The organism is Mycobacterium basiliense (assembly GCF_900292015.1).
Taxonomy (GTDB): Bacteria; Actinomycetota; Actinomycetes; order Mycobacteriales; family Mycobacteriaceae; genus Mycobacterium; species Mycobacterium basiliense.
The window spans coordinates 4,099,175-4,118,293 of sequence record NZ_LR130759.1; the positions used below are offsets into that span (position 1 = coordinate 4,099,175).

General features: G+C 63.1%; 19 protein-coding genes and 3 tRNA genes. 9 read left to right on the plus strand and 13 right to left on the minus strand.

The genetic code is table 11. The features are described 5' to 3' along the window. Nucleotides 1–65: 65 nt before the first annotated feature. From rpmE to argS, 7 genes are all read right to left on the minus strand, one after another. A complete protein-coding gene (gene rpmE / locus MB901379_RS17200) occupies nt 66–311 on the minus strand; it encodes a 50S ribosomal protein L31 (RefSeq protein WP_158017727.1) in 246 nt (81 codons plus the stop codon). 191 nt (nt 312–502) lie between these two features. Further along, nucleotides 503–2,368 carry a transcription termination factor Rho gene (gene rho, locus MB901379_RS17205; protein WP_158017728.1) on the minus strand — a complete coding sequence of 622 codons (1,866 nt, stop codon included), beginning with the start codon at nt 2,366–2,368 and terminating at the stop codon, nt 503–505. 267 nt (nt 2,369–2,635) lie between these two features. Further along, nucleotides 2,636–3,580, minus strand: coding sequence for a homoserine kinase (thrB, locus tag MB901379_RS17210; RefSeq protein WP_158017729.1), 945 nt, complete (start codon nt 3,578–3,580; stop codon nt 2,636–2,638). Nucleotides 3,581–3,905: 325 nt separating this feature from the next. After that, complete coding sequence (gene thrC, locus MB901379_RS17215) at nt 3,906–4,988, minus strand: threonine synthase (RefSeq protein ID WP_158017730.1); 1,083 nt, start codon at nt 4,986–4,988, stop codon at nt 3,906–3,908. Further along, nucleotides 4,985–6,310, minus strand: coding sequence for a homoserine dehydrogenase (locus MB901379_RS17220; RefSeq protein ID WP_158017731.1), 1,326 nt, complete (start codon nt 6,308–6,310; stop codon nt 4,985–4,987). Before MB901379_RS17220 ends, thrC begins: the two co-directional genes overlap by 4 nt. A gap of 2 nt (nt 6,311–6,312) precedes the next feature. Continuing rightward, nucleotides 6,313–7,647 (minus strand): diaminopimelate decarboxylase, encoded by a 1,335-nt coding sequence (lysA, locus tag MB901379_RS17225; protein WP_232022145.1) that lies wholly within the window; start codon nt 7,645–7,647, stop codon nt 6,313–6,315. Nucleotides 7,648–7,727: 80 nt separating this feature from the next. Beyond that, nucleotides 7,728–9,380 carry an arginine--tRNA ligase gene (argS, locus tag MB901379_RS17230; RefSeq protein WP_158017733.1) on the minus strand — a complete coding sequence of 551 codons (1,653 nt, stop codon included), beginning with the start codon at nt 9,378–9,380 and terminating at the stop codon, nt 7,728–7,730. A 125-nt stretch (nt 9,381–9,505) separates the two neighbouring features. On the opposite strand from argS, the gene MB901379_RS17235 reads away from it, so the two are divergent. The 7 genes from MB901379_RS17235 to MB901379_RS17270 all read left to right on the plus strand — a co-directional run bounded on the left by MB901379_RS17235 (nt 9,506) and on the right by MB901379_RS17270 (nt 12,820). After that, a tRNA-Arg gene (locus MB901379_RS17235) sits at nt 9,506–9,578 on the plus strand. A gap of 468 nt (nt 9,579–10,046) precedes the next feature. After that, on the plus strand, nt 10,047–10,916 hold the full coding sequence (locus tag MB901379_RS17240) for a zinc finger domain-containing protein (RefSeq protein WP_158017734.1): 870 nt from the start codon (nt 10,047–10,049) through the stop codon (nt 10,914–10,916). A gap of 185 nt (nt 10,917–11,101) precedes the next feature. Then, complete coding sequence (locus MB901379_RS23915; RefSeq protein ID WP_162334401.1) at nt 11,102–11,710, plus strand: DUF2510 domain-containing protein; 609 nt, start codon at nt 11,102–11,104, stop codon at nt 11,708–11,710. Nucleotides 11,711–11,808: 98 nt separating this feature from the next. Further along, the gene (locus MB901379_RS17255; protein WP_158017735.1) at nt 11,809–12,126 is read left to right on the plus strand and encodes a hypothetical protein; all 318 of its coding nucleotides are present in this window, start codon (nt 11,809–11,811) and stop codon (nt 12,124–12,126) included. Between the two features lie 6 nt (nt 12,127–12,132). Then, entirely contained in the window at nt 12,133–12,606 is a 474-nt protein-coding gene (locus tag MB901379_RS17260) for an NADAR family protein (RefSeq protein WP_158017736.1), read from the plus strand. Nucleotides 12,607–12,667: 61 nt separating this feature from the next. Further along, nucleotides 12,668–12,741 (plus strand) — tRNA-Leu (locus tag MB901379_RS17265). A gap of 5 nt (nt 12,742–12,746) precedes the next feature. Continuing rightward, nucleotides 12,747–12,820: transfer RNA gene (locus MB901379_RS17270), tRNA-Leu, on the plus strand. Here MB901379_RS17270 and MB901379_RS17275 read toward each other — a convergent pair. Continuing rightward, nucleotides 12,815–13,258: a hypothetical protein gene (locus MB901379_RS17275; protein ID WP_232021890.1), complete on the minus strand. Its 444-nt coding sequence runs from the start codon at nt 13,256–13,258 to the stop codon at nt 12,815–12,817. The genes MB901379_RS17270 and MB901379_RS17275 overlap by 6 nt on opposite strands. A gap of 430 nt (nt 13,259–13,688) precedes the next feature. On the opposite strand from MB901379_RS17275, the gene MB901379_RS17280 reads away from it, so the two are divergent. Next, nucleotides 13,689–14,837 (plus strand): hypothetical protein, encoded by a 1,149-nt coding sequence (locus MB901379_RS17280; RefSeq protein ID WP_158017738.1) that lies wholly within the window; start codon nt 13,689–13,691, stop codon nt 14,835–14,837. Next, nucleotides 14,834–16,354, plus strand: a complete 1,521-nt coding sequence (locus MB901379_RS17285) for an AlbA family DNA-binding domain-containing protein (RefSeq protein ID WP_158017739.1) — start codon at nt 14,834–14,836, stop codon at nt 16,352–16,354. The genes MB901379_RS17280 and MB901379_RS17285 overlap by 4 nt, the downstream gene beginning before the upstream one ends. A 32-nt stretch (nt 16,355–16,386) precedes the next feature. Here the strand turns inward: MB901379_RS17285 and MB901379_RS17290 are convergent, their stop codons facing one another. The 5 genes from MB901379_RS17290 to MB901379_RS17310 form a co-directional block, all read right to left on the minus strand. Further along, nucleotides 16,387–16,824 (minus strand): hypothetical protein, encoded by a 438-nt coding sequence (locus MB901379_RS17290; RefSeq protein WP_158017740.1) that lies wholly within the window; start codon nt 16,822–16,824, stop codon nt 16,387–16,389. Beyond that, on the minus strand, nt 16,811–17,194 hold the full coding sequence (locus tag MB901379_RS17295; protein ID WP_162334403.1) for a hypothetical protein: 384 nt from the start codon (nt 17,192–17,194) through the stop codon (nt 16,811–16,813). Before MB901379_RS17295 ends, MB901379_RS17290 begins: the two co-directional genes overlap by 14 nt. Nucleotides 17,195–17,552: 358 nt before the next feature. Continuing rightward, on the minus strand, nt 17,553–18,398 hold the full coding sequence (locus MB901379_RS17300; protein WP_158017742.1) for a hypothetical protein: 846 nt from the start codon (nt 18,396–18,398) through the stop codon (nt 17,553–17,555). A gap of 178 nt (nt 18,399–18,576) precedes the next feature. Beyond that, complete coding sequence (locus tag MB901379_RS17305; RefSeq protein WP_158017743.1) at nt 18,577–18,777, minus strand: hypothetical protein; 201 nt, start codon at nt 18,775–18,777, stop codon at nt 18,577–18,579. Further along, nucleotides 18,761–19,117 carry a hypothetical protein gene (locus MB901379_RS17310; RefSeq protein WP_158017744.1) on the minus strand — a complete coding sequence of 119 codons (357 nt, stop codon included), beginning with the start codon at nt 19,115–19,117 and terminating at the stop codon, nt 18,761–18,763. Before MB901379_RS17310 ends, MB901379_RS17305 begins: the two co-directional genes overlap by 17 nt. Nucleotides 19,118–19,119: the final 2 nt, after the last annotated feature.

Here is a 19,119-nt window from a genome sequence, read left to right on the forward strand (position 1 = left end):
ACCGCAAACACGAACCGACGCCCGGCCTGTGCCGCACGTGCACAGTTCGGGCGTCGGTAATCCAGCTACTTGTCGGTTGCCGCTTCGCTCTTGTCGGCGCCGACTTTGCGCTTGCCGTAGCGCCGCTCGAAGCGGGCAACCCGACCCCCACTGTCGAGGATCTTCTGCTTGCCGGTGTAGAACGGGTGACACTGCGAGCAAACCTCGGCCACGATGCGGCCACCAGGCTTGGTGCTGCGAGTCTGGAATGTATTCCCGCACCCGCAGACCACCGTGGTCTCCTCGTAGGCGGGATGAATGTCAGATTTCATACTGTCCTCTTCGATCGTTGGCCGCTCGTGGGCCCCGGTGCTTCCCCGATGTTCATGCGGCGCTCAGGCCTACCTCGAGAACCTGAGACGGTCCAGGAGTGGTCGAACGTCGATTATGCCAGGTCAACTACCACCTGCCCAAACACCGAGATGTGCCCACACATTCCCGCGCGACGTGCCTCAGCTATCGGTCAGTCGTTGTCCATACTGCCCGGCGTGGTCTTGGACACCTGGACCAGGAATTCGTAGTTGTTCTTCGTCTTGCGCAGCTGCGACATCAGCAGATCGATGGCCTGGTGCGAATCCAGCCCCGACAGCACGCGGCGCAGCTTGTGCACAATGGCGAACTCATCGGGCGAGAGCAGCAGCTCATCCTTACGGGTACCCGACGGGTTCACGTCGACTGCTGGGAAAACGCGCCGCTCAGCAATCTTGCGGTCGAGTTTCAGCTCGGCGTTACCAGTGCCTTTGAACTCCTCGAAGATCACCGTGTCACCCGTAGATCCGGTCTCGACCATCGCGGTCGCGATGATGGTCAGCGAGCCGCCCTCCTCGATGTTGCGCGCTGCGCCCAAGAAACGCTTCGGCGGGTACAGCGCTGTGGAGTCGACACCACCGGAGAGAATGCGGCCCGATGCGGGTGACGCATTGTTGTAGGCGCGGCCCAAGCGGGTGATGGAATCGAGCAGCACCACGACGTCCTTGCCCTGCTCCACGAGGCGCTTGGCGCGCTCGATGGCCAGCTCCGCGACCGATGTGTGGTCGGATGGTGGGCGGTCAAACGTCGAGGCGATGACCTCACCTTTGACCGATCGCGTCATGTCGGTCACCTCCTCAGGCCGCTCGTCGACGAGCACGACCATGAGGTGGCATTCCGGATTGTTCTTGGTGATGGCGTTGGCGATGTCCTGCAGGATCGTCGTCTTACCGGCCTTGGGCGGCGACACGATCAACGCGCGCTGGCCCTTGCCGATCGGCATGATCAGGTCGATGACCCGGGTGGTCAGGCGCTCCGTGGTCGTTTCCAACCGAAGTCGCTGGTTGGGATACAGCGGCGTCAGCTTGCCGAACTCGGGCCGCTTCTTGGCGTCTTCAACGGACCCACCGTTGATGCTGTCCAGACGTACCAGCGGGTTGAACTTTTGGCGCTGGTTGGGCTGTTCACCCTCCCGGGGCACCCGAACCGCACCGGTGACCGCGTCGCCGCGGCGCAAGCCGTTCTTACGCACCATGTTCATCGACACATAGACGTCGTGCGGGCCGGCAAGGTAACCGGAGGTACGCACGAACGCGTAATTGTCCAAGACGTCAAGGATGCCCGCCACGGGCTGGACCACGTCGTCCTCACGCAACTCGGCGTCGGAGCCGTCGCCAGATCGTTCACCGCGGCGGCGACGGTCGCGGAATCGACGTCCCCGCCGGCCCTGGCGCCCTTCGCCGTCTTCCTCGCCACGAGACTGCTGCCCGCCCGAGCTTTGCTGGTCACCGCTTTGGTCGTTGCTCGAGTCGGTTCCGCGCTCGTCGGCCTTGGTGTCCTGGCCGCCCTTTCGACGGTTCTCGGTGCCGGTGGCTGCGTTGTCCTCACCGCCCGCGGTACCGTCGCCACCCGACTCCGCGCTGCCGCGGGCCGATGCGCCCGCGTCGCGGCCGGACCTGCGGCGTTCGCGGCGCGGCGTGTCATTAGCCGTCGTGTCGTCGGCAGCATCGCCTTGCTTCGCGGAGGCCGACCCCTCGGCGGTTGCCTGTACGGCGGATCCCTCGGCGCCGCTCGACGACTGGTTGTTGTCCGAGTCAGCGCCGGATTCAGAGGCCGCCGAGGCGCCGTTAGCCCGTCCCCTCGTCTCCTGGATCGCTGCGATCAGTTCGCTCTTGCGCATACCCGACGTCCCCTTGACGCCGGCTCGATTAGCCAGCGCGCGCAGTTCGGGCAATACCATCGTGGACAGTGAATCGCCCGGCGCTGCGGTCTCGACGTCAGAAGTGTCTTTTGTCACGGAATCCGACTTCGTGTCGACGTCGGTGCTTTCGCCAGCCGTGATGAGGTCCGTATCAGTCACGGATTTCCTTTCTTCCCCCGCTGATTACGTCATACGAGGGTTCGTTGCAGTCAGCCAAATTGCCGAGTGCGCCCAATCATCGACTCTCTAACGGTGATCGCCCGGATCGGCGGCGAATACGGCGAACCTCGTCCACGAGAAGGATTGGTGGTTGTCCCAGCGGCAAGGCAGTATGGATGCAGATGCAGATGCTGCAATTGCTGGACGGCTCCGAGAATAGCCCGCTTCCTGGCCGGAAGCAAGCAAACCCCCCGACCGCGTGGCGGATCACTCGGTGAGGGCGGATCCCGGGTTCCAGCGAACTCCGTTCCCCGTGGTCATCGCAGAGATCGTGAATCCATTTGCGGCCCCGTACTCGACCGCTTCTGCCGGCAACTCCGGTTGGGTCGTAAGAGCGATCAGCGCCGGTCCGGCACCTGACAGGGTCGCCGCGACGTTATGGCGCCGCAAAAGCTGCAAATATTCCGCCGACGTCGGCATCGCTCGGGCACGCTGCGGCTGATGGAGCATGTCTTCGGTCGCCGGCATCAGCAGATCCGGCCGCTGGGTGAGCGCGACCACCAGCAACGCGACGCGGCTGATGTTGAATCGTGCATCGTGGTGGCTGACCTGGGCAGGAAGCAACACCCGGGTCTCCGCGGTGGACGAGCGCTCCTCGGGAATCGCGGAGAACAGCCGGATGTCGGGATGCAGGTGCAGCGGCACCGCCGAGTAATCGGACAGATCCCCGCTGCGGTCGATCCAGGAAACGACCGCACCACCCAACACGGCCGCCGCCGCGTTGTCGGGATGACCTTCAAACTCCGAGGACAGCTGGATCAGCTGAGCATCGCCCATCGGAGACCAATCACATTGTGTAACCAGGCCGTTGACAGCAGCCAGGCCGCCGACAACGGCCGCTGCCGACGAGCCTAACCCGCGTGAATGCGGTATGTCGTTGCGACACCGGACAACCAGGCCTGCGGCACTGACACCCACGGCCCGCAGCCCGTGTTGGATGGCGCGCACCACCAGGTGCTCGGGGCCCAGTGGCACCTGACCGGATCCTTCCCCCTCGACCACCACTTCCAGTCCGGAATCCGTTGTCTCAAGGATGATTTCATCGTAGAGGCTCAACGCGAGGCCGACACTGTCGAAACCCGGACCGAGGTTGGCACTTGATGCCGATACCACGGAGGTCGCCGTCAACCCGGCGGGCAGCACGTGGGTCACGGACAGCCCTTCGCGGCACCCGCCGCACTCGCGATCGCCACACGACCCAACAAGTGGCGACCCGCAGCGCTCGGCTGCGCCGCACTCGCGATCGCCACACGACCCAACAAGTGGCGACCCGCAGCGCTCGGCTGCGCCGCACTCGCGATCGCCACACGACCCAACAAGTGGCGACCCGCAGCGCTCGGCTGCGCCGCACTCGCGATCGCCACACGACCCAACAAGTGGCGACCCGCAGCGCTCGGCTGCGCCGCACTCGCGATCGCCACACGACCCAACAAGTGGCGACCCGCAGCGCTCGGCTGCGCCGCACTCGCGATCGCCACTAGCCCAACCCCAGCTTTTCAACCACGGCGCCCGGGTCAACCGGCACCGGCGTCACACTGGGCATGTCCTTGAGCGCCGTGTCAGGGTCCTTCAAGCCGTTGCCGGTGACCGTGCACACCACACTCGATCCGCGCGGCACCCAGCCGTCGTCGATGGCCTTGAGCAAACCCGCGATGCTGGCCGCCGACGCGGGCTCGACAAAAACGCCTTCGGCAGTTGCGACCAAGTGGTATGCGGCCAGGATTTCCTCATCGGTAGCGGCCAGGAAACGCCCCTTGGATTGCTGCTGGGCCTCGACGGCCGAGGTCCACGAGGCCGGCGAGCCGATGCGAATCGCGGTCGCGATGGTTTCCGGGTGGCTCACCGGTTCGCCCAACACCAGCGGCGCTGCACCCGCCGCCTGGGTACCCAGCATCCGGGGCAGCTTGTCGATCACGCCTTCGCGGTGGTACTCGGTGTAGCCCTTCCAATAAGCAGTGATGTTGCCGGCGTTGCCGACCGGAAGCGCATGCACATCCGGCGCGGCCCCGAGCGCATCGACAATCTCGAACGCTGCCGTTTTCTGGCCTTCGATGCGCACCGGGTTGACGGAGTTGACCAACGAGATAGTCGGGAAGTCGGCGGCCATCTTGCGGGCCAGTTCCAGGCAGTCGTCGAAGTTGCCGTCGATCTGGATGATCTTGGCCCCGTGCATCACCGCCTGAGCCAGCTTGCCCATCGCGATCTTGCCCTGGGGTATCAGCACCGCACAGGTGATGCCCGCGCGGGCAGCGTAAGCCGCCGCCGACGCCGAGGTGTTACCCGTCGACGCACACAACACTGCCTGTTGTCCGCGCGCCAGCGCATCGGTGACCGCCATCGTCATGCCCCGGTCCTTGAACGAACCCGTGGGGTTGAGGCCCTCCACCTTGAGGTGAATGGTGCAACCGGTCTGTTTGGAGAGCCTGGTCGCCGCGATCAACGGCGTGCCGCCCTCAAGCAAGGTGACCGGGGTCCAGTCGTCCCCCACCGGCAACCGGTCACGGTATGCCGCGATGACGCCCGGCCAGGGCCGGTGCGTAGCTGTCCGCGGGACACTCACAGGTCGGTCCCTTCCAGTCGCAGCACGCTTGCCACATGCTGGACGACGTCCAAGTCGGCAAGAGCTTCAACGGTTTCCGAAAGTGCGGCGTCGGTGGCCAAGTGAGTGACCACCACAATCCGGGCGCCCACCCGTTGGCCCTCGTCGTCCACCACACCTTCTTGGCGCACCTCGGCGATACTGACATCACGTTTGGCGAACTCCGCTGCCACCGCCGACAACACGCCCGCCTTATCGGCGACATTCATGCTGACGTAATAGCGAGTTGAGATGAAACCCATTGGCGCCACCGGAAGTTGAGCGTATTTTGATTCACGCGGACCGCGGCTACCGAGAACCCGGTTGCGCGCAGCCATCACCAAGTCGCCAGTCACCGCCGACGCGGTGGGCGCGCCACCAGCGCCCTGGCCATAGAACATCAGCCGACCCGCGGCCTGGGCCTCGACCACGACGGCATTGAAGGCACCGCTAACGGTCGCCAAGGGATGCGACAGCGGCACCAACGCCGGATAGACACGAGCCGAAACCCGTTGCTGACCTTCGTCGGTGGTAATGCGCTCGCAAATGGACAACAGCTTGATGGTGCAGCCCAGTGCCCGGGCGGATACGAAGTCGGCCGGGGTGATCTTGGTGATGCCCTCCCGATAGACGTCATCGGCGGTCACCCGGGTATGGAAAGCGATGGACGCCAAAATCGCGGCCTTGGCCGCGGCGTCATAGCCTTCCACATCGGCGGTGGGGTCGGCCTCGGCATAGCCCAGCGCGCTTGCATCGGCCAGGGCCTTCGCATAGTCAGCGCCGGTGCTGTCCATCTCGGAAAGTATGTAATTCGTTGTACCATTGACGATTCCGGCCACACGCAGCACGGTGTCACCGGCCAGCGACTGGGTCAGCGGACGAATTACCGGGATTGCCCCGGCAACAGCGGCTTCGAAATAGAGATCGACGTGGGCACCTTCGGCGGCCTGCGCCAACTCACCGGTGGAGGTAGACAGCAGTGCCTTATTGGCCGTCACCACGGACTTGCCGTGCTCGATGGCGGTCAGGATCGCCTTGCGCGACGGCTCCACCGGGCCCATCACTTCCACGACGATGTCGACGTCCTCGCGCGAGACGAGTTCGTCAACGTTGTCGGTGAGTAGCTCTAGCGGCACCTCGCGGTCGGCTGCGACCCGGCGTACCCCGACGCCGCGCAGCACCAGCGGGGCGCCCACTCGAGCCGCCAAATCCTCGGCGCTCTCGTCCATGATTCGGACAACTTCGCTACCGACGTTGCCCAATCCGAGCACCACTACACCGACCGGCTTTTCGTCACCGGACACGGTTACCTCACCTCCAGACTCAGCAGATCATCGACCGTCTCCCGACGCAGGATCAGGCGCGCCTTCCCCGCGCGCACCGCCACCACGGCGGGACGGCCGATCATGTTGTATCGACTCGACAGCGAATAGCAATAGGCGCCCGTGGCGGCTACTGCAACCAGGTCGCCGGCCTGTAGATCGTCGGGCACCCACGCGTCGCGCACGATGATATCGCCACTTTCGCAGTGCTTTCCGACGAGACGGGCCAGCGCCGCCGGCGCATCACTGACTCGTGAGACCAGCCGGACGTCATATTGCGCGTCATAGAGCGCGGTACGGATGTTGTCGCTCATGCCGCCGTCGACGCTGACGTAGCGCCGGTTCGCGGTGGCGCTGACGTCGACGTCTTTGACGGTGCCGACCTCATACAGCGTGACGGTGCCCGGTCCGGCGATGGCGCGTCCTGGCTCGACTACCAACCTGGGCGTCGGGAGACCCACGGCTGCCGATTCATTGCTCACCACGGCGCTCAGCTTGGCGGCCAGGTCTCCGATCGGCGGTGGGTCGTCGGATGACAGATACGAGATACCCAGGCCACCACCAAGATCCACGGTCGACAATTGTGCCGTCTTTTCTGGACCGAATTCGCCGACCACATCACGCAGCAGACCGATAACGCGGTGCGCAGCCAATTCGAAACCATCCACATCGAAGATCTGAGAACCAATGTGGCTGTGCAGCCCCACGAGCCGCAGATGATCGGTGGCGAAAACTCGGCGTATCGCCGCCAGCGCCGCGCCGCTGGCTATCGACAACCCGAATTTCTGGTCTTCGTGCGCGGTGGAAATGAACTCATGGGTGTGTGCCTCGACGCCGACGGTGAGACGAACGAAGACATCCTGGACGACGCCGGCCTCGCCAGCAATGGTGTCGAGGCGCTCGATTTCGGTCATCGAGTCCAAAACAATATGTCCCACACCAGCTTTGACCGCAACCGTCAGTTCAGCGATGGATTTGTTATTGCCGTGCAGGGTGATCCGCTCCGGCGGGAAGCCGGCATGCAGCGCCACGGCCAACTCACCGCCGGTGGATACGTCGATCGAGAGACCTTCCTCCTCGACCCAGCGAGCGATCTCGGTACATAGGAAGGCTTTCGCGGCGTAGTACACGTTGTGTCCCCCGCCGAATGCGGCAGCGATTTCTCGGCAGCGAGAGCGAAAGTCGTCCTCGTCGATGATGAAGAGTGGAGTCCCGTACTCCTGCGCGAGATCGGTGACCGAGACACCGGCAACGCATGCCACACCCACGTCGTTGCGAGTTGTGTTGCGCGGCCACACGTTCGGCGCCAACTCCAACAACTCTTCCGACGAGCGCGGCTGTTGCGGACTGTCGGGGAGGCGGCTTTCTTCGGCGTGCCGAGGGCCGGCGGGGTGGACGTTCACATTCGCTCCGGGGCGCTAACACCGAGTATGCCCAGCCCGTTGGCGATGACCTGGCGGGTAGCCTGACACAGGGCCAGGCGGGCCATGTGCAGGTCGGTGGGCTGTTCGTCGCCCTGCGGCAACACCCGGCACGAGTCGTAGAACCGGTGGTAGTCGCCGGCAAGGTCTTCCAAGTAACGGCACACCCGGTGCGGTTCGCGCAAGGACGCCGCCGTTTCGAGCGCCCGCGGGAACCCACCCAGGGTGCGCAACAGCACGCCCTCCTTGTCATGGTCGAGCAGGTCGAGGTGTTTTGTGTCGGCAATCAGGCCCAGCTCAGCGGCGTTACGGGCCAGCGCCGAGAGCCGGGCGTGTGCGTACTGCACGTAATAGACCGGGTTTTCATTCGACGCCGAGGACCACAGCGCCAGGTCGATATCGATGGGCGTGTCCACAGAGGAGCGGATCAGGCTGTATCGCGCGGCATCGACGCCGATCGCGTCTACCAGATCGTCGAGCGTGATGACGGTACCTGCGCGCTTGCTCATCCGGATCGGCTGGCCGTCTCGGACCAGGTTGACCATCTGACCGATCAGCACCTCGACCGTGGCCGGGTCTTCGCCGAAGGCGGCGGCCGCGGCATTGAGCCTGGCGATATATCCGTGGTGGTCGGCGCCAAGCATGTAGATGCACAGGTCGAAGCCGCGTTCCCGCTTGTCCAGGTAGTAGGCCAGGTCACCGGCGATATAGGCCGGCTTGCCGTCGCTCTTGATCACAACGCGATCCTTGTCGTCGCCAAAAGCGCTGCTGCGCAGCCAAGTTGCGCCGTCTTGCTGGTAGATGTTGCCGGTTTCGCGCAGCCGTGCGATGGCCTGATCTACACGACCGCTGGTGTGCATCGAATCCTCGTGGGTATAGACGTCGAAGTCGGTGCCGAATTCGTGCAGCGATTCTTTAATGTGGCTAAACATCAGGTCCACGCCGATCTCGCGGAAGGTCTCGCGCATCTCGCCGTCGGGCAGATTCAGCGCATCGGGCGCCTTCTGCAGTACCTGCGCCGCGATATCGGTGATGTAGTTGCCAGCGTAGCCGTCGTCCGGAATGGGTTCCCCCTTGGCGGCGGCGATCAGGGAGTTGGCGAATCGGTCGATCTGGGCACCATGGTCGTTGAAATAGTATTCGCGCACCACGTCGGCGCCCTGCGTGGAAAGCAGCCGGCCCAATGCGTCGCCGACGGCGGCCCAGCGGGTGCCGCCGATGTGGATGGGCCCGGTGGGGTTGGCCGAAACGAATTCCAGGTTGATCTTGCGCCCGGCCAGCAGCTCCGAATGACCGAAGCTCGCCCCGGTGTCGATGATGGTGTCGACGACTTTGGCCTGCGCCGAGGTCTCCAAGCGCATGTTGATGAAGCCTGGACCGGCGATGTCTGCCGAGGCAATACCGTCAGCCCTTGCCAGCGATTCGGCTATCCATCCGGCCAGTTCACGCGGGTTTGCTCCGACCTTTTTGGCCAGTTGGAGGGCAAGATTGCTGGCGTAGTCGCCATGTTCAGGATTACGGGGCCGCTCGACGACGACCGCGTGCGGCAAAGCAGCGGTGTCAAGGCCACGCCCGGCCAGCACCGCAGCAGCGGTGGCCTTGAGCAGCTCAGCCAGGTCGGCGGGGGTCACGATCGTCCATCCTATGGGCTGAGGTGCTTGTCCCCCGAATCCATAGTGGTGACAGCGCAGTGACAACCATGCGCTAGTCTGGCGGGGCTTGTTTATGCCCGATGGCGCAGCATGCTTGTCGATGCGCCCCCGTAGCTCAGGGGATAGAGCGTCTGCCTCCGGAGCAGAAGGCCGCAGGTTCGAATCCTGCCGGGGGCACCCACCTTGACCAGCACAAACACTCCACCAAAGAACCGTCGTGTCATCCCCGTGCTATCTCCAAGTAGCACGTCACCTGACCCTGGCTTGACGTTCGGCGAAGTCGCCGCGCGATTCGGCGTAGACGTGCTCCAAGTCAAGCGGTGGGTCCGCACCGAGCAATGCCCTGCCATCCGCGACGGCCGCCGCGTTCGCATCCCGGCCGCCTGGGTCGACGCCCAACCAGACGCACAACCCGCACGTACCGGCCGGTAGTCGAACCGCCGTGAACGGTCCACCACTCCCCTGGCCCCGAGCGCCACCGCAGCGCCTGTAGCGGGATAGAGCCCGTTACAGGCGCTTTCGCAGTTGTGCGGTAGCCGGACTACCTCGCAAATGACTGAAGGCGGCTCCCTGGCAGGGGAACCGCCTTCTGTGACCTCACCCCTGGCAGGGGGTTCAATCTCTCAGTACGAGGAGCTTATCTCAGTGCGCTCGAAAACAGAACACCCGTCCTTGTCCCATCGGTGCCCGTTCTGCGGCGCCGACCCGGGCACGCCGTGCGCCACCAGCCGTGGCCGCGAACTCGACTGGCCGCACATCCGCCGGCGGGAAGTGGCCGAACCGAAACCGCCGAAGCCGGTCAAGCAGGCGTTGTGCTGCCAGTGCGGCCAGCCGCGTACCTACAAGAGCGTTTGGCGCGCCCGGGGCGGCTACAACCCGGGAGACCGGTGGAAGCGCCGCTGGGTTGGGCGGCTCAAGTGCTCGCACTGCGCGACGATCACCACGCACGCGCTGCTCGTCGATCCGAACTCGAGCTACCGTGATGCTGACGAGCGTGAACAGCTCCTGGCGCTCGGTGACCAGCCACGGAACCGGTACGAGCAGTTGACCGACCTCGAGCGGCTGCGGCGGGAGTACCGGGATTCCATGCCGCAGAACCCGAACCTGCGGCATATCTGGTGGGTCCGGGACGAGACAGCGGCCCGGACCGCCGGGGCCCGGGAGGTTCCCACGTTGTGTGGCGGTGTACACCAGCTGCGCGGTGAATCCGCGTCGGCAAGGGAGCGCATCAAGCCCAGCTATCTGGCGCCGAATCCGGTGCGCCTTGAAGAGTACACCGACCTCGATACCGGCGAGTCGTGGCGCGACGGCGATTGCGTGGACTGCCTGCGGGTGTACAACGCCGGCGTGTTGGAGCGGGCTCGTGAGGACCTGGCCAGACTGATCAGCTGGTACTTCGTCAGGGCTGAGCGACTCAACGCTACCGAGGTCGGCGAGCTGCGGACCTTCCTACAGGAAGCCGCAGACCGGACATTCCGCCGCTGGCAAGCAGAACGCCGACGATCAGACCAGTGACAAGCCTTCGTGGGCAGGGGTTCTCACCGATTGCGGGTGTCCAAAATTGGGCGCCTTCCGCGGGAGACCCCTGCCCGCGCGAGGGTCGCATTTCAAATGCGGCCCTTCCCCAACCAAGGGCCGCCTTTGAAACGCGGCCCTTCAGCCGTTCCCCAAGCGTTGCTAGCCGGCGTAGCGTCCACACCGTGACCCAGTCGATCCCGCCCGGCTGGTACCCGGAGTCGCCCGGGGCGACGATGGTGCGGTACTGGAACGGGCAGGGCTGGACTGTGCACCGTGCGCCAGCACCGGTGTACCGCGACAGCGACCTGGACCTGGCGCGGCGTCTTGGTGGCCTGATTTCGGCGCATCCGGGGAAGGCTGTTTTTGTTCTCTTCTTCGTTCCGTTCGCTTTCTGGATCGGGGTGGCCGGCGGCTGGCAGGCGCTACTGGGTCTGGCTTTCCTGGTTGCGCTCGTCGGTGTGCCGGCCGGATTGATCATGCTGGCGGTGCGGCAGACGAGACAGCATCGCGAGTACCGCGCGCGGGTCCGTCGATACGAGGCCGGGCTGGCGGCCCGCGCGGACCGGGAGCATCAGGCGATGCTGCGCGGGGACCTCGATGCCGGCGTGTTCGGGGCTTTCCAGCCCGAACTATCGGGCCAGCCGCCGCAGCTGCCCGACGCTGAGCAGATGCGCCAGTCTGCCTGGCAGCCGGACCTCCCCGACCAGCAGCCAGTCCGGCCAGACAACCCCGCGCCATGGCACGTCGTCACCCAATGGCCGACACGACAATTCCAGATAGGCGGCTCCTGATGAAGCTTGCTGCTGCTGGCCTACAGCAACCGGCTTCCGGGCAGCCTGTCCAACTCATAGCGATCGGCGATGCGAAAACGAGGAAGGGGTGGTGAGTGATGTCGAATGTTGACTATGTCGTCGTCGGCCCTGGCCCGACTCTCTCCGATGTAACCGATGCCGTGAAGCTGGCTTCCGGTGCTACCGACCTGGTCAACGGCAACGTATTGATCACAGGCGATAACCGCACGTCGCTGACGGTCTACTCCGACGATCCTGAGATCGTCGTTGACGTGTACTACGGCGCCGACCTGGACCAACAACGCGCGATATCTCAACGCATCTACGACCACATTGTCGAACACACCGACTGGGACGTCCGGCTCGAATCCGACGAAACCGACGACATCCTCGCATCACGCACAGCAAGCGACTGAAACGGTATGCAAGCGGCCACCGAGGAATTGTGGGTACCGGTGATCGACCGGTTCCGCGGTGAGCATTTCTTCCTGTCGAACTTCTACCCGGCCATCACTCCGCACCGCGGGCGCATGTTTCCGAGCAGCGAACACGCCTACATGGCCGCCAAGACAGATGACAGGGCCGTAATCGATGCGATCCTCGCGGCCTCGGATCCGGCGGAGGCTCAGCGGATCGGGCGCGCGGCTCCGCTCGTCGACGGATGGGAGCAGCAGCGGTTCGCGGTCATGGAGGAGGTCGTCACCGCCAAGTTCACCCACAACCCCGACTTGGCCGAACGGCTGGCCGCAACCACCGGCGTCCTGCTGGTGGAGGGCAACGACTGGCACGACCAAACCTGGGGATCATGTCGCTGCGACGAACACCGCAGCACCCCAGGCGTCAACGCCCTGGGCGTCATTCTCATGAGTGTGCGGATGCGGCTTCCGATAGGATGAACGCCATGCGCCACAGCCACCCGAAGCTGTACACGGCAACACGATTGTTGCCGTAGCTGCTGCTTGGGTACGCCAATTGGCAGAGCGGCCAGCCTTAAAAGCTGGTGGCTGTGGGTTCGAATCCCTCCCCAAGCATCACTGCTGGGGTAGGCAAATAGGTAAAGCCGCCACACTCAAAATGTGGTGTATGTGAGTTCGAATCTCACCCTCAGCACGATTCCTGGCACCAAGTCGGGACAACCGCATCGTCATATTCGGCTTGGCCCGCCGTCGCGACCGCCCATATGCATGCACCTACGGCTCCGATTGCGAGGATTTGACAGATTCCGGATGCAAGAAGAAGCCAAGTCTTGGTATTAGTCCCGGATCGAAGCGAGACGAGACTCACCACGTTGCAGTACGAAACCGTGTAGCGCGCATCCTCCTCGGAATCATTGCGACGGGAGTTCAGCATGGCGTCGAGGGTGGTGGCCTTGACGAACCGCTGGCGCCATGGAAAGCCGGCCGCGACAGCTGACGCGCCCGCACCGAGCAGGAATGCCAAGGCCAGGACAAGAAGCGGCTGCGCGCACTCCGGGAAAGCGTGGTCCTTCCCGACCAACAAGCCGAACACCGCAAGCGCCAAGGTAATTAGGGCCGTTGCGCTGGTCACCGCAGAGGCTGCGCGAGTGTTCACCGAATCCCGACGGTCGTTCTCGGACTTCAACTCGGCTTCAATGAAAGAGGCGTAAACCTCGCTGCCAGAGGTAGTCATTTCGGGGGCGGTCGGCTAATCCCTACCGTCAATGACTTTGCGCTCAACGATTCCAGGATCCTCGCTTCTGATCCCAGTCTCGAATTCAACCCAAGAAATATCAGGCGGCGGCGAGGGCGACGTTGACCCAGCCGATGGTCCAGCCTCGGAGCTCGGCTGGCTTTCGGTGCTCTCCGTTGGATTCGTCACAGCTTCTTATGGTAATTCCGCTTGTTGACGAAGTCGACGCGCAGTCTCGCTCAGCGCCACACCACCCGGTAACAAAATTCAGCGGGCTGCCGCACTCAGCCCGGATACTTCGAGTTGAGTGGCGATAAGCTTGCCGGCTGTGGCCACGGAAGCCGAATTGACACGCTGGGGCAAGGTCCTCGAGCAGATCGTTACTACGTATGACATGAAGCCCTCCGGGGTCCGACTGCTCGTCGAATCCGGTAAGCCTGTGCCGCCGCACGCATGGCCGGTTATCAACCTCGCAATCATGGCCCCTTTGGTGGACTTATGGCAGGCAAATGCGCCGCGAACCGGGTCGCAGTTGTACGAGTGGATTAGGCCTGCATACGCCGTTGCGATTGCGCTAGACCAAACGAGTCCTGACTCGACACCGATTGTCGAGTTCATGGCGCTTGTGCGTGATGCGCGAGAGAAAGTGCAGAACGCGACCGCGAGCGAGTCGAACCAGACTGAAGACTTGACCGACGAAACTACTGTTGACGGCGTGCTCAAGGACCTGGAGTTGGATGTCAAGCTTGCCGTGCTCTCCGCACGCCTCGGACATAACGGGATCATGCACTTGATCGATCGCCGGATCGCCGAGGCCGGCCGGGCCGCGACACGCAGGGAACAACCACCGCCACCCCAGTTGGATCTGGTGTCGTTGGAATCAGTTGACCAACTTAGCTACCGGACGATGAGCCACGCCGAGATCCGGACGATGGCTGACCCCGGGGTCATGACAACAGAGGAATTCATAGCCGGCGACCAACTGGCCGACCGCGCTCCAATTCTGAAATACTTTGCTTCTCTGTGGGTTACGCATCTGATCACACAGTGGGACGAGTTGTATCGCCCTCTCCTAGCCAGGTTGCACGGTGCCGACCCCGATGACGTCGTGTCCGAACTATTTGCAGACCTAAACAAGTTTCGGCAGGACTACGTGCACAACCGGGGAGTCGCAACGTCGCGGTCGTCGAAAAACAAACGTCTGAACTGGTTCAGCCGGGGTGATGCGATGATCCCTACATCAGCCAACTACGACCAGCTATTGCATGAACTTCACCGCGAACTTCCACTACTGGCGCACCAACCGGTGCCGAAGGCCAGACCAAACCGCAGCGCAATTAAGGGCGAGGTACCGACAGAATTGGTAAAGCTGTTCGAAAAGGCCGCTGGCGCACGCGGACTCGGAGTAAGCGCAGCTCTTGAAGCCGCGATTAAAAATTGGATCGACGAGAGCGACGGCCCAGGCGGACAGGCATGATCGTTCCTGACGGGCGAACCGACTACGAGAAACTTCAAGAGCTACTAGGCAATCCAGAGGAAACACACCTGGACCTCAAAGCCAGCGTGAATCTCGGCGCCGCCGAAGACCGATTGAAGTTCGTGAAGGACGTCGTCACGATGTCAAACCGACCGCCGGGCGGATACCTTTTGATTGGCGTCGACGACGCCGGTAATCCATGCATGGCTATAGGAACGATTCAGAATCGCCGCGATTTCGATGGGGCCAAGTTGGGCGACCTCGTTCGCAAGTGTATAGAGGGCGAGATCCACCTCAGGGTTCAGATCCACGAACACGACAACACCTACGAAATCGTGATGATCTACGTAGAGCATCACCGTGACGGCCTACCCGTGCCATTCAGCAAAGACGGGCAGTACCCAGATCTGAACGGAAAGAGCGTCACGGTCTTCCGCGACGGCGAACTCTACGTCCGAGAAGGTGCACAGAACGTTCCAATCCGTCACGCCCACTGGCAGGATATCTTGTCCGCGCGCGACCAGAGAATCAGAAACGAAGCCAGTGAGTTTGCCCAGCAGCTGCTCCGAGAGTTCCTTGCCGCACGCGTGGACTCAGCGGGCGACCCGGCCGACGTGCCGCTGTTGATGGACATGGACGACCACACGTTCGCTAATGCAGAGGTGGCACTGCTGAGATCGAACAACAACATTCGCCTCGGCCATTTCATACGGTCGCTGACGCAGTCCGCTAAGCCAACCCTGAGCCTGGACGACTACGAGTCTGCAATGGACAAGTGGGTCATCTTCTGCGTCCAAGCACTCTACTTCGAAAGGGCTGATCTTGTTGGGCAAGCGATCCGAAGGGTATGCGACGCCTATACGAAACTCGGAGTTGGTGTAGATGCAACCCGCAAGCGATTGGCAGTCGTCATTCGGATTTATGTGATCGGAAGCCTCGCAGTGAGATTGGAAGCGTGGGAGACAATCACTTCCCTGTCTTTGCAGCCCGTCCCGTCTGAGACCTACGGCGCCGATTACATGTATTCCTCCTGGATAAGACACGGCCAGGTAGCTGCCTCACGGGCCAATCTCACCAAGGAGCGCCACGGGTTCCTCATTTCGGCGGCACGTGAACTGATCGTCGAGCATCCGGCGATGCGACCAGACCTCACAGCGGCCGATGCAACCTTCGAAAGCGATGTCACTACCGATGACTTGCTTCTGAACTCCCTCTGCCAGTTCGACTTCGCCTACTGCATAATCGTTCTCGCCAAAGGCACCGCCCACGGCGAAGCATGGCCATCGTCGGTAGCTTTTGACGAGCGGCGCGTCACTCCGATGGCTAGACGCATCGTCGAGGAGACTGACATTCGAAACAGAATGATCCCGGAAACCAGTAATGCTGACATTGCTCATGCGATTCGCGAAACGTACGACCGAGCAATCGGCGAATCCCTGAAATACGGCGGATGGTGGGGCGGGCCGCCCCCCAGTATCCAACACTTCATTGACCAATACGACACCGGCTCGGCATAGCGAATTCTAGACGCAAAATTGTCCGCGTTCAGCTATCTAGCGATACCGCCAAGAACTGGCACCACCATGTCGTCGCTGTACACCAGCAGGCCGCCAATCGAGCGGTCTCTCCACACGTCCCAGAAGAGCTGCTCGACGCGCCCGTCGGGGCGCTGCGGCGTGAGGAACTGGCCGAGACTGCCAGCCCTCCGGAGGAGTGCGGACAGTCGACTATCGGAGACCTGGACCGGTTCGCCAGCCTCCATGGCCGGCAGCAGAAGAGCGGGCCCACGCGCACTCTCCGGGTACGGATCGCCCCGTTTGCCCGCTTCGGAATAAGCCCACCGCGGATCCGGTTCGCCCCCGTACACACGCTCCTGCTCAAGCAACAGCGCATACGCGCCAACGATTTTCAGTCCGCCGCTACGTTTGGCGACGGGTGATGAACGCCGCCGCTCGCGACGTACGGCGCTGCGATCAATTCTGGGCACGATCCCACCTGGTGCGCGCCGCGGCTTGAGCCTTGCGCGACGTCCTCGACGGCGGCTCCGGTAGATCGGTTTTGATCTTCGCCAGCAACCGCGACAACGCGGCCTCGATCAGCCGCAGCTCGCCGGCAAGTTTGAGCCGCAGCTTGTCGTCCTTGGTCGACTCGTACAGCCTCTGCAGCTCGCCACGACGATCGATCGTGTCGGCTACCAGCTCCAAAATCGCCGTCTCACTCGCTGACCACTTCAGAGCCTTCCCAAGCACGTTGGCGTTCTCAGCAAGCTCAGAGTCAAGCCTCTCCAGCAGCGCAACCGCCTCCGGACAGTGGCCGGCAGCCGGCGCACGCTTACGCCGCGGCGCCCTGGTGGCCACCGCCGTATCTGTGACATCGGTGTCACACTTATCGACCGCGTTGTCACAGTTATCGCCCCCGCCGGCGCGCCGCGCACGCTGCCTACACGCCGGCGAACAGTACTTCGCGCCGGCACGGCCGAGGAACCCGTTTCCGCAGCTAGCGCACGTGCGCTTAGCCATGGACGCCACCCGCCGAACTGCGTTCCTCGGGGGAACTCAGTAACCGATTGCGAGCGGATTCAGGCCGGATATCTGTGACAAGAACTCTGCGTTTATGCGTGCGGAGATCATTTTTCACAGAACCCCCCGGCGTACCGCCCTTTGGGGGCCGGGGAGGTGGTACCCCTGCCTTTGCTGAGTGCCTGGTCTTCATTGCTTAGCCTGCGGCTAGCTCGGCTGTGCGCTCGGCGAGACTGTAGCGTCGCGGAACGTCGTTGTGCATCTGAATGCGGCCGGGGCACCACATCCCGGAGTTGTTGCGTACGAACCAGACGAGGCGCTCGACGGGGTCTGTGGGCCATGGGTATTCGGGAAGGTGTTGTACGCCGTTGGAGGTCCAGCCGCGCCATTGTGGTGCGATGTCGTCGAGGTTTCGGTGGTAGTAGATGCGGGCTTCGGGGTGTGCGCTTGGGATGCCGTCGCCGAAGGGGAGCATGTCGAATTGCAGTACGTATTGGTAGAGATTGCGTTGGACGCTGCGGATCTCGTCGTACTGGGGGCGCAGTTCGGCGACGGTCTTCCAGTGTTCGGCGGCGTTGGCTTTGATCGCTTGAGCGGCGGTGGTGGCGCCGCCTAGGGCTTGGACCGCGGGCTCTGCGTGGGCAACGAGTGCTTGGAGTCTGGCGTCGAGTGCGCTCATCAGTTGTTCGGCGTGCTCTTCGATCAGCATGGAGGCTTGCTGTCTGCTGTCGATGATGACTTCTGCGAGGATCTTGGCCCGTTCGTGGTGTGCTTCGAGAGTGTGGCGTCGTTCGACTTCGCCGGTGAGCCAGGTGTCGGTGACTTCGCTGGCGGTGGCTGGCCAGGGTGCGGTGTGGGTTGCGGCGTCGTGATCTGCGGCCCGCAGCTGCGATACTGCCCGCTCGACGTCTTTGACGCCGGCGTATTCGGGGATGACTTCGTTGATGAGTTCGCGAAGTAGTTGGTTGTCGGCGGCTTTGCGGTCGAGGGGGTGGAGTGCTTCTCGTTGGAGTGTCGCGAGTGTGGTTGCGGGCTCGATCATTTGATGGGGTCGCCTTTCTCGTCGATGTAGCCGCGGCGCCATGCTTCAGACAGGCCGGGGTTGTTGGGAAATGGATCTGGTCGGCCAAGTCGATCCCGAGCCCGCCTGTTTGATTCGGCGAGTGCGCGCGAAAGTTCGGCGTCGTCGATGCTGGGCGGGCACATCAGGATCTCTGTCGCTAGTCGATGTAGCCGCGGCGGCGTGCCTCGGCCAAGCCCTCGTTGCGGCCGGTGCCGATGCGCTCGGACTGCGTGACTTCACTGGCCATCGTTGGACTGGCGCACGGCTTGGGCGTGCGGACTTCGGCGACAAGCGCGTCCCATTCGGTGTCGGACAGGCTTCGTAGATGGTCTCGGAACGCTTCAGCGATGTCGCCCATTCAGTCTTTCCTCAGCATATTCGACAACTGTGTCTCGGTTGAAATACAGTCGGTCGCTTATCATTTCGCCGTCCAGGTCGGAGCGGAGGCGGCGGGTCTGTCTGGTCGACAGGCCCAGAATCGCCGCCGCCTCCTTGGAACCAATCAGGTGCTCCGGTTCTAATGCTGCACTGCCGCTGTCAATTTCATGTCCCCTTGGGGACACGGCGCTGGTGAGGTCCAGTCGGCGGGCTAGTCGAATCATCCAAGCGGGCACGGGAACACCAGCGCCGCGACGACGATCGATCAACTCGTTCGCGCAGTACAGCGCCTGCTCGGCCTCGTCTTCGGACAGCTTCATTT

What these genes read in the sequence shown, in the direction of transcription:
- rpmE (WP_158017727.1), bottom strand. Translation starts at nt 311, where the DNA reads ATGAAATCTGACATTCATCCCGCCTACGAGGAGACCACGGTGGTCTGC.
- MB901379_RS17255 (WP_158017735.1), top strand. Translation starts at nt 11,809, where the DNA reads ATGTCGAATGTTGACTATGTCGTCGTCGGCCCTGGCCCGACTCTCTCC.
- MB901379_RS17260 (WP_158017736.1), top strand. Translation starts at nt 12,133, where the DNA reads ATGCAAGCGGCCACCGAGGAATTGTGGGTACCGGTGATCGACCGGTTC.
- MB901379_RS17285 (WP_158017739.1), top strand. Translation starts at nt 14,834, where the DNA reads ATGATCGTTCCTGACGGGCGAACCGACTACGAGAAACTTCAAGAGCTA.
- MB901379_RS17300 (WP_158017742.1), bottom strand. Translation starts at nt 18,398, where the DNA reads ATGATCGAGCCCGCAACCACACTCGCGACACTCCAACGAGAAGCACTC.
- MB901379_RS17305 (WP_158017743.1), bottom strand. Translation starts at nt 18,777, where the DNA reads ATGGGCGACATCGCTGAAGCGTTCCGAGACCATCTACGAAGCCTGTCC.
- MB901379_RS17310 (WP_158017744.1), bottom strand. Translation starts at nt 19,117, where the DNA reads ATGAAGCTGTCCGAAGACGAGGCCGAGCAGGCGCTGTACTGCGCGAAC.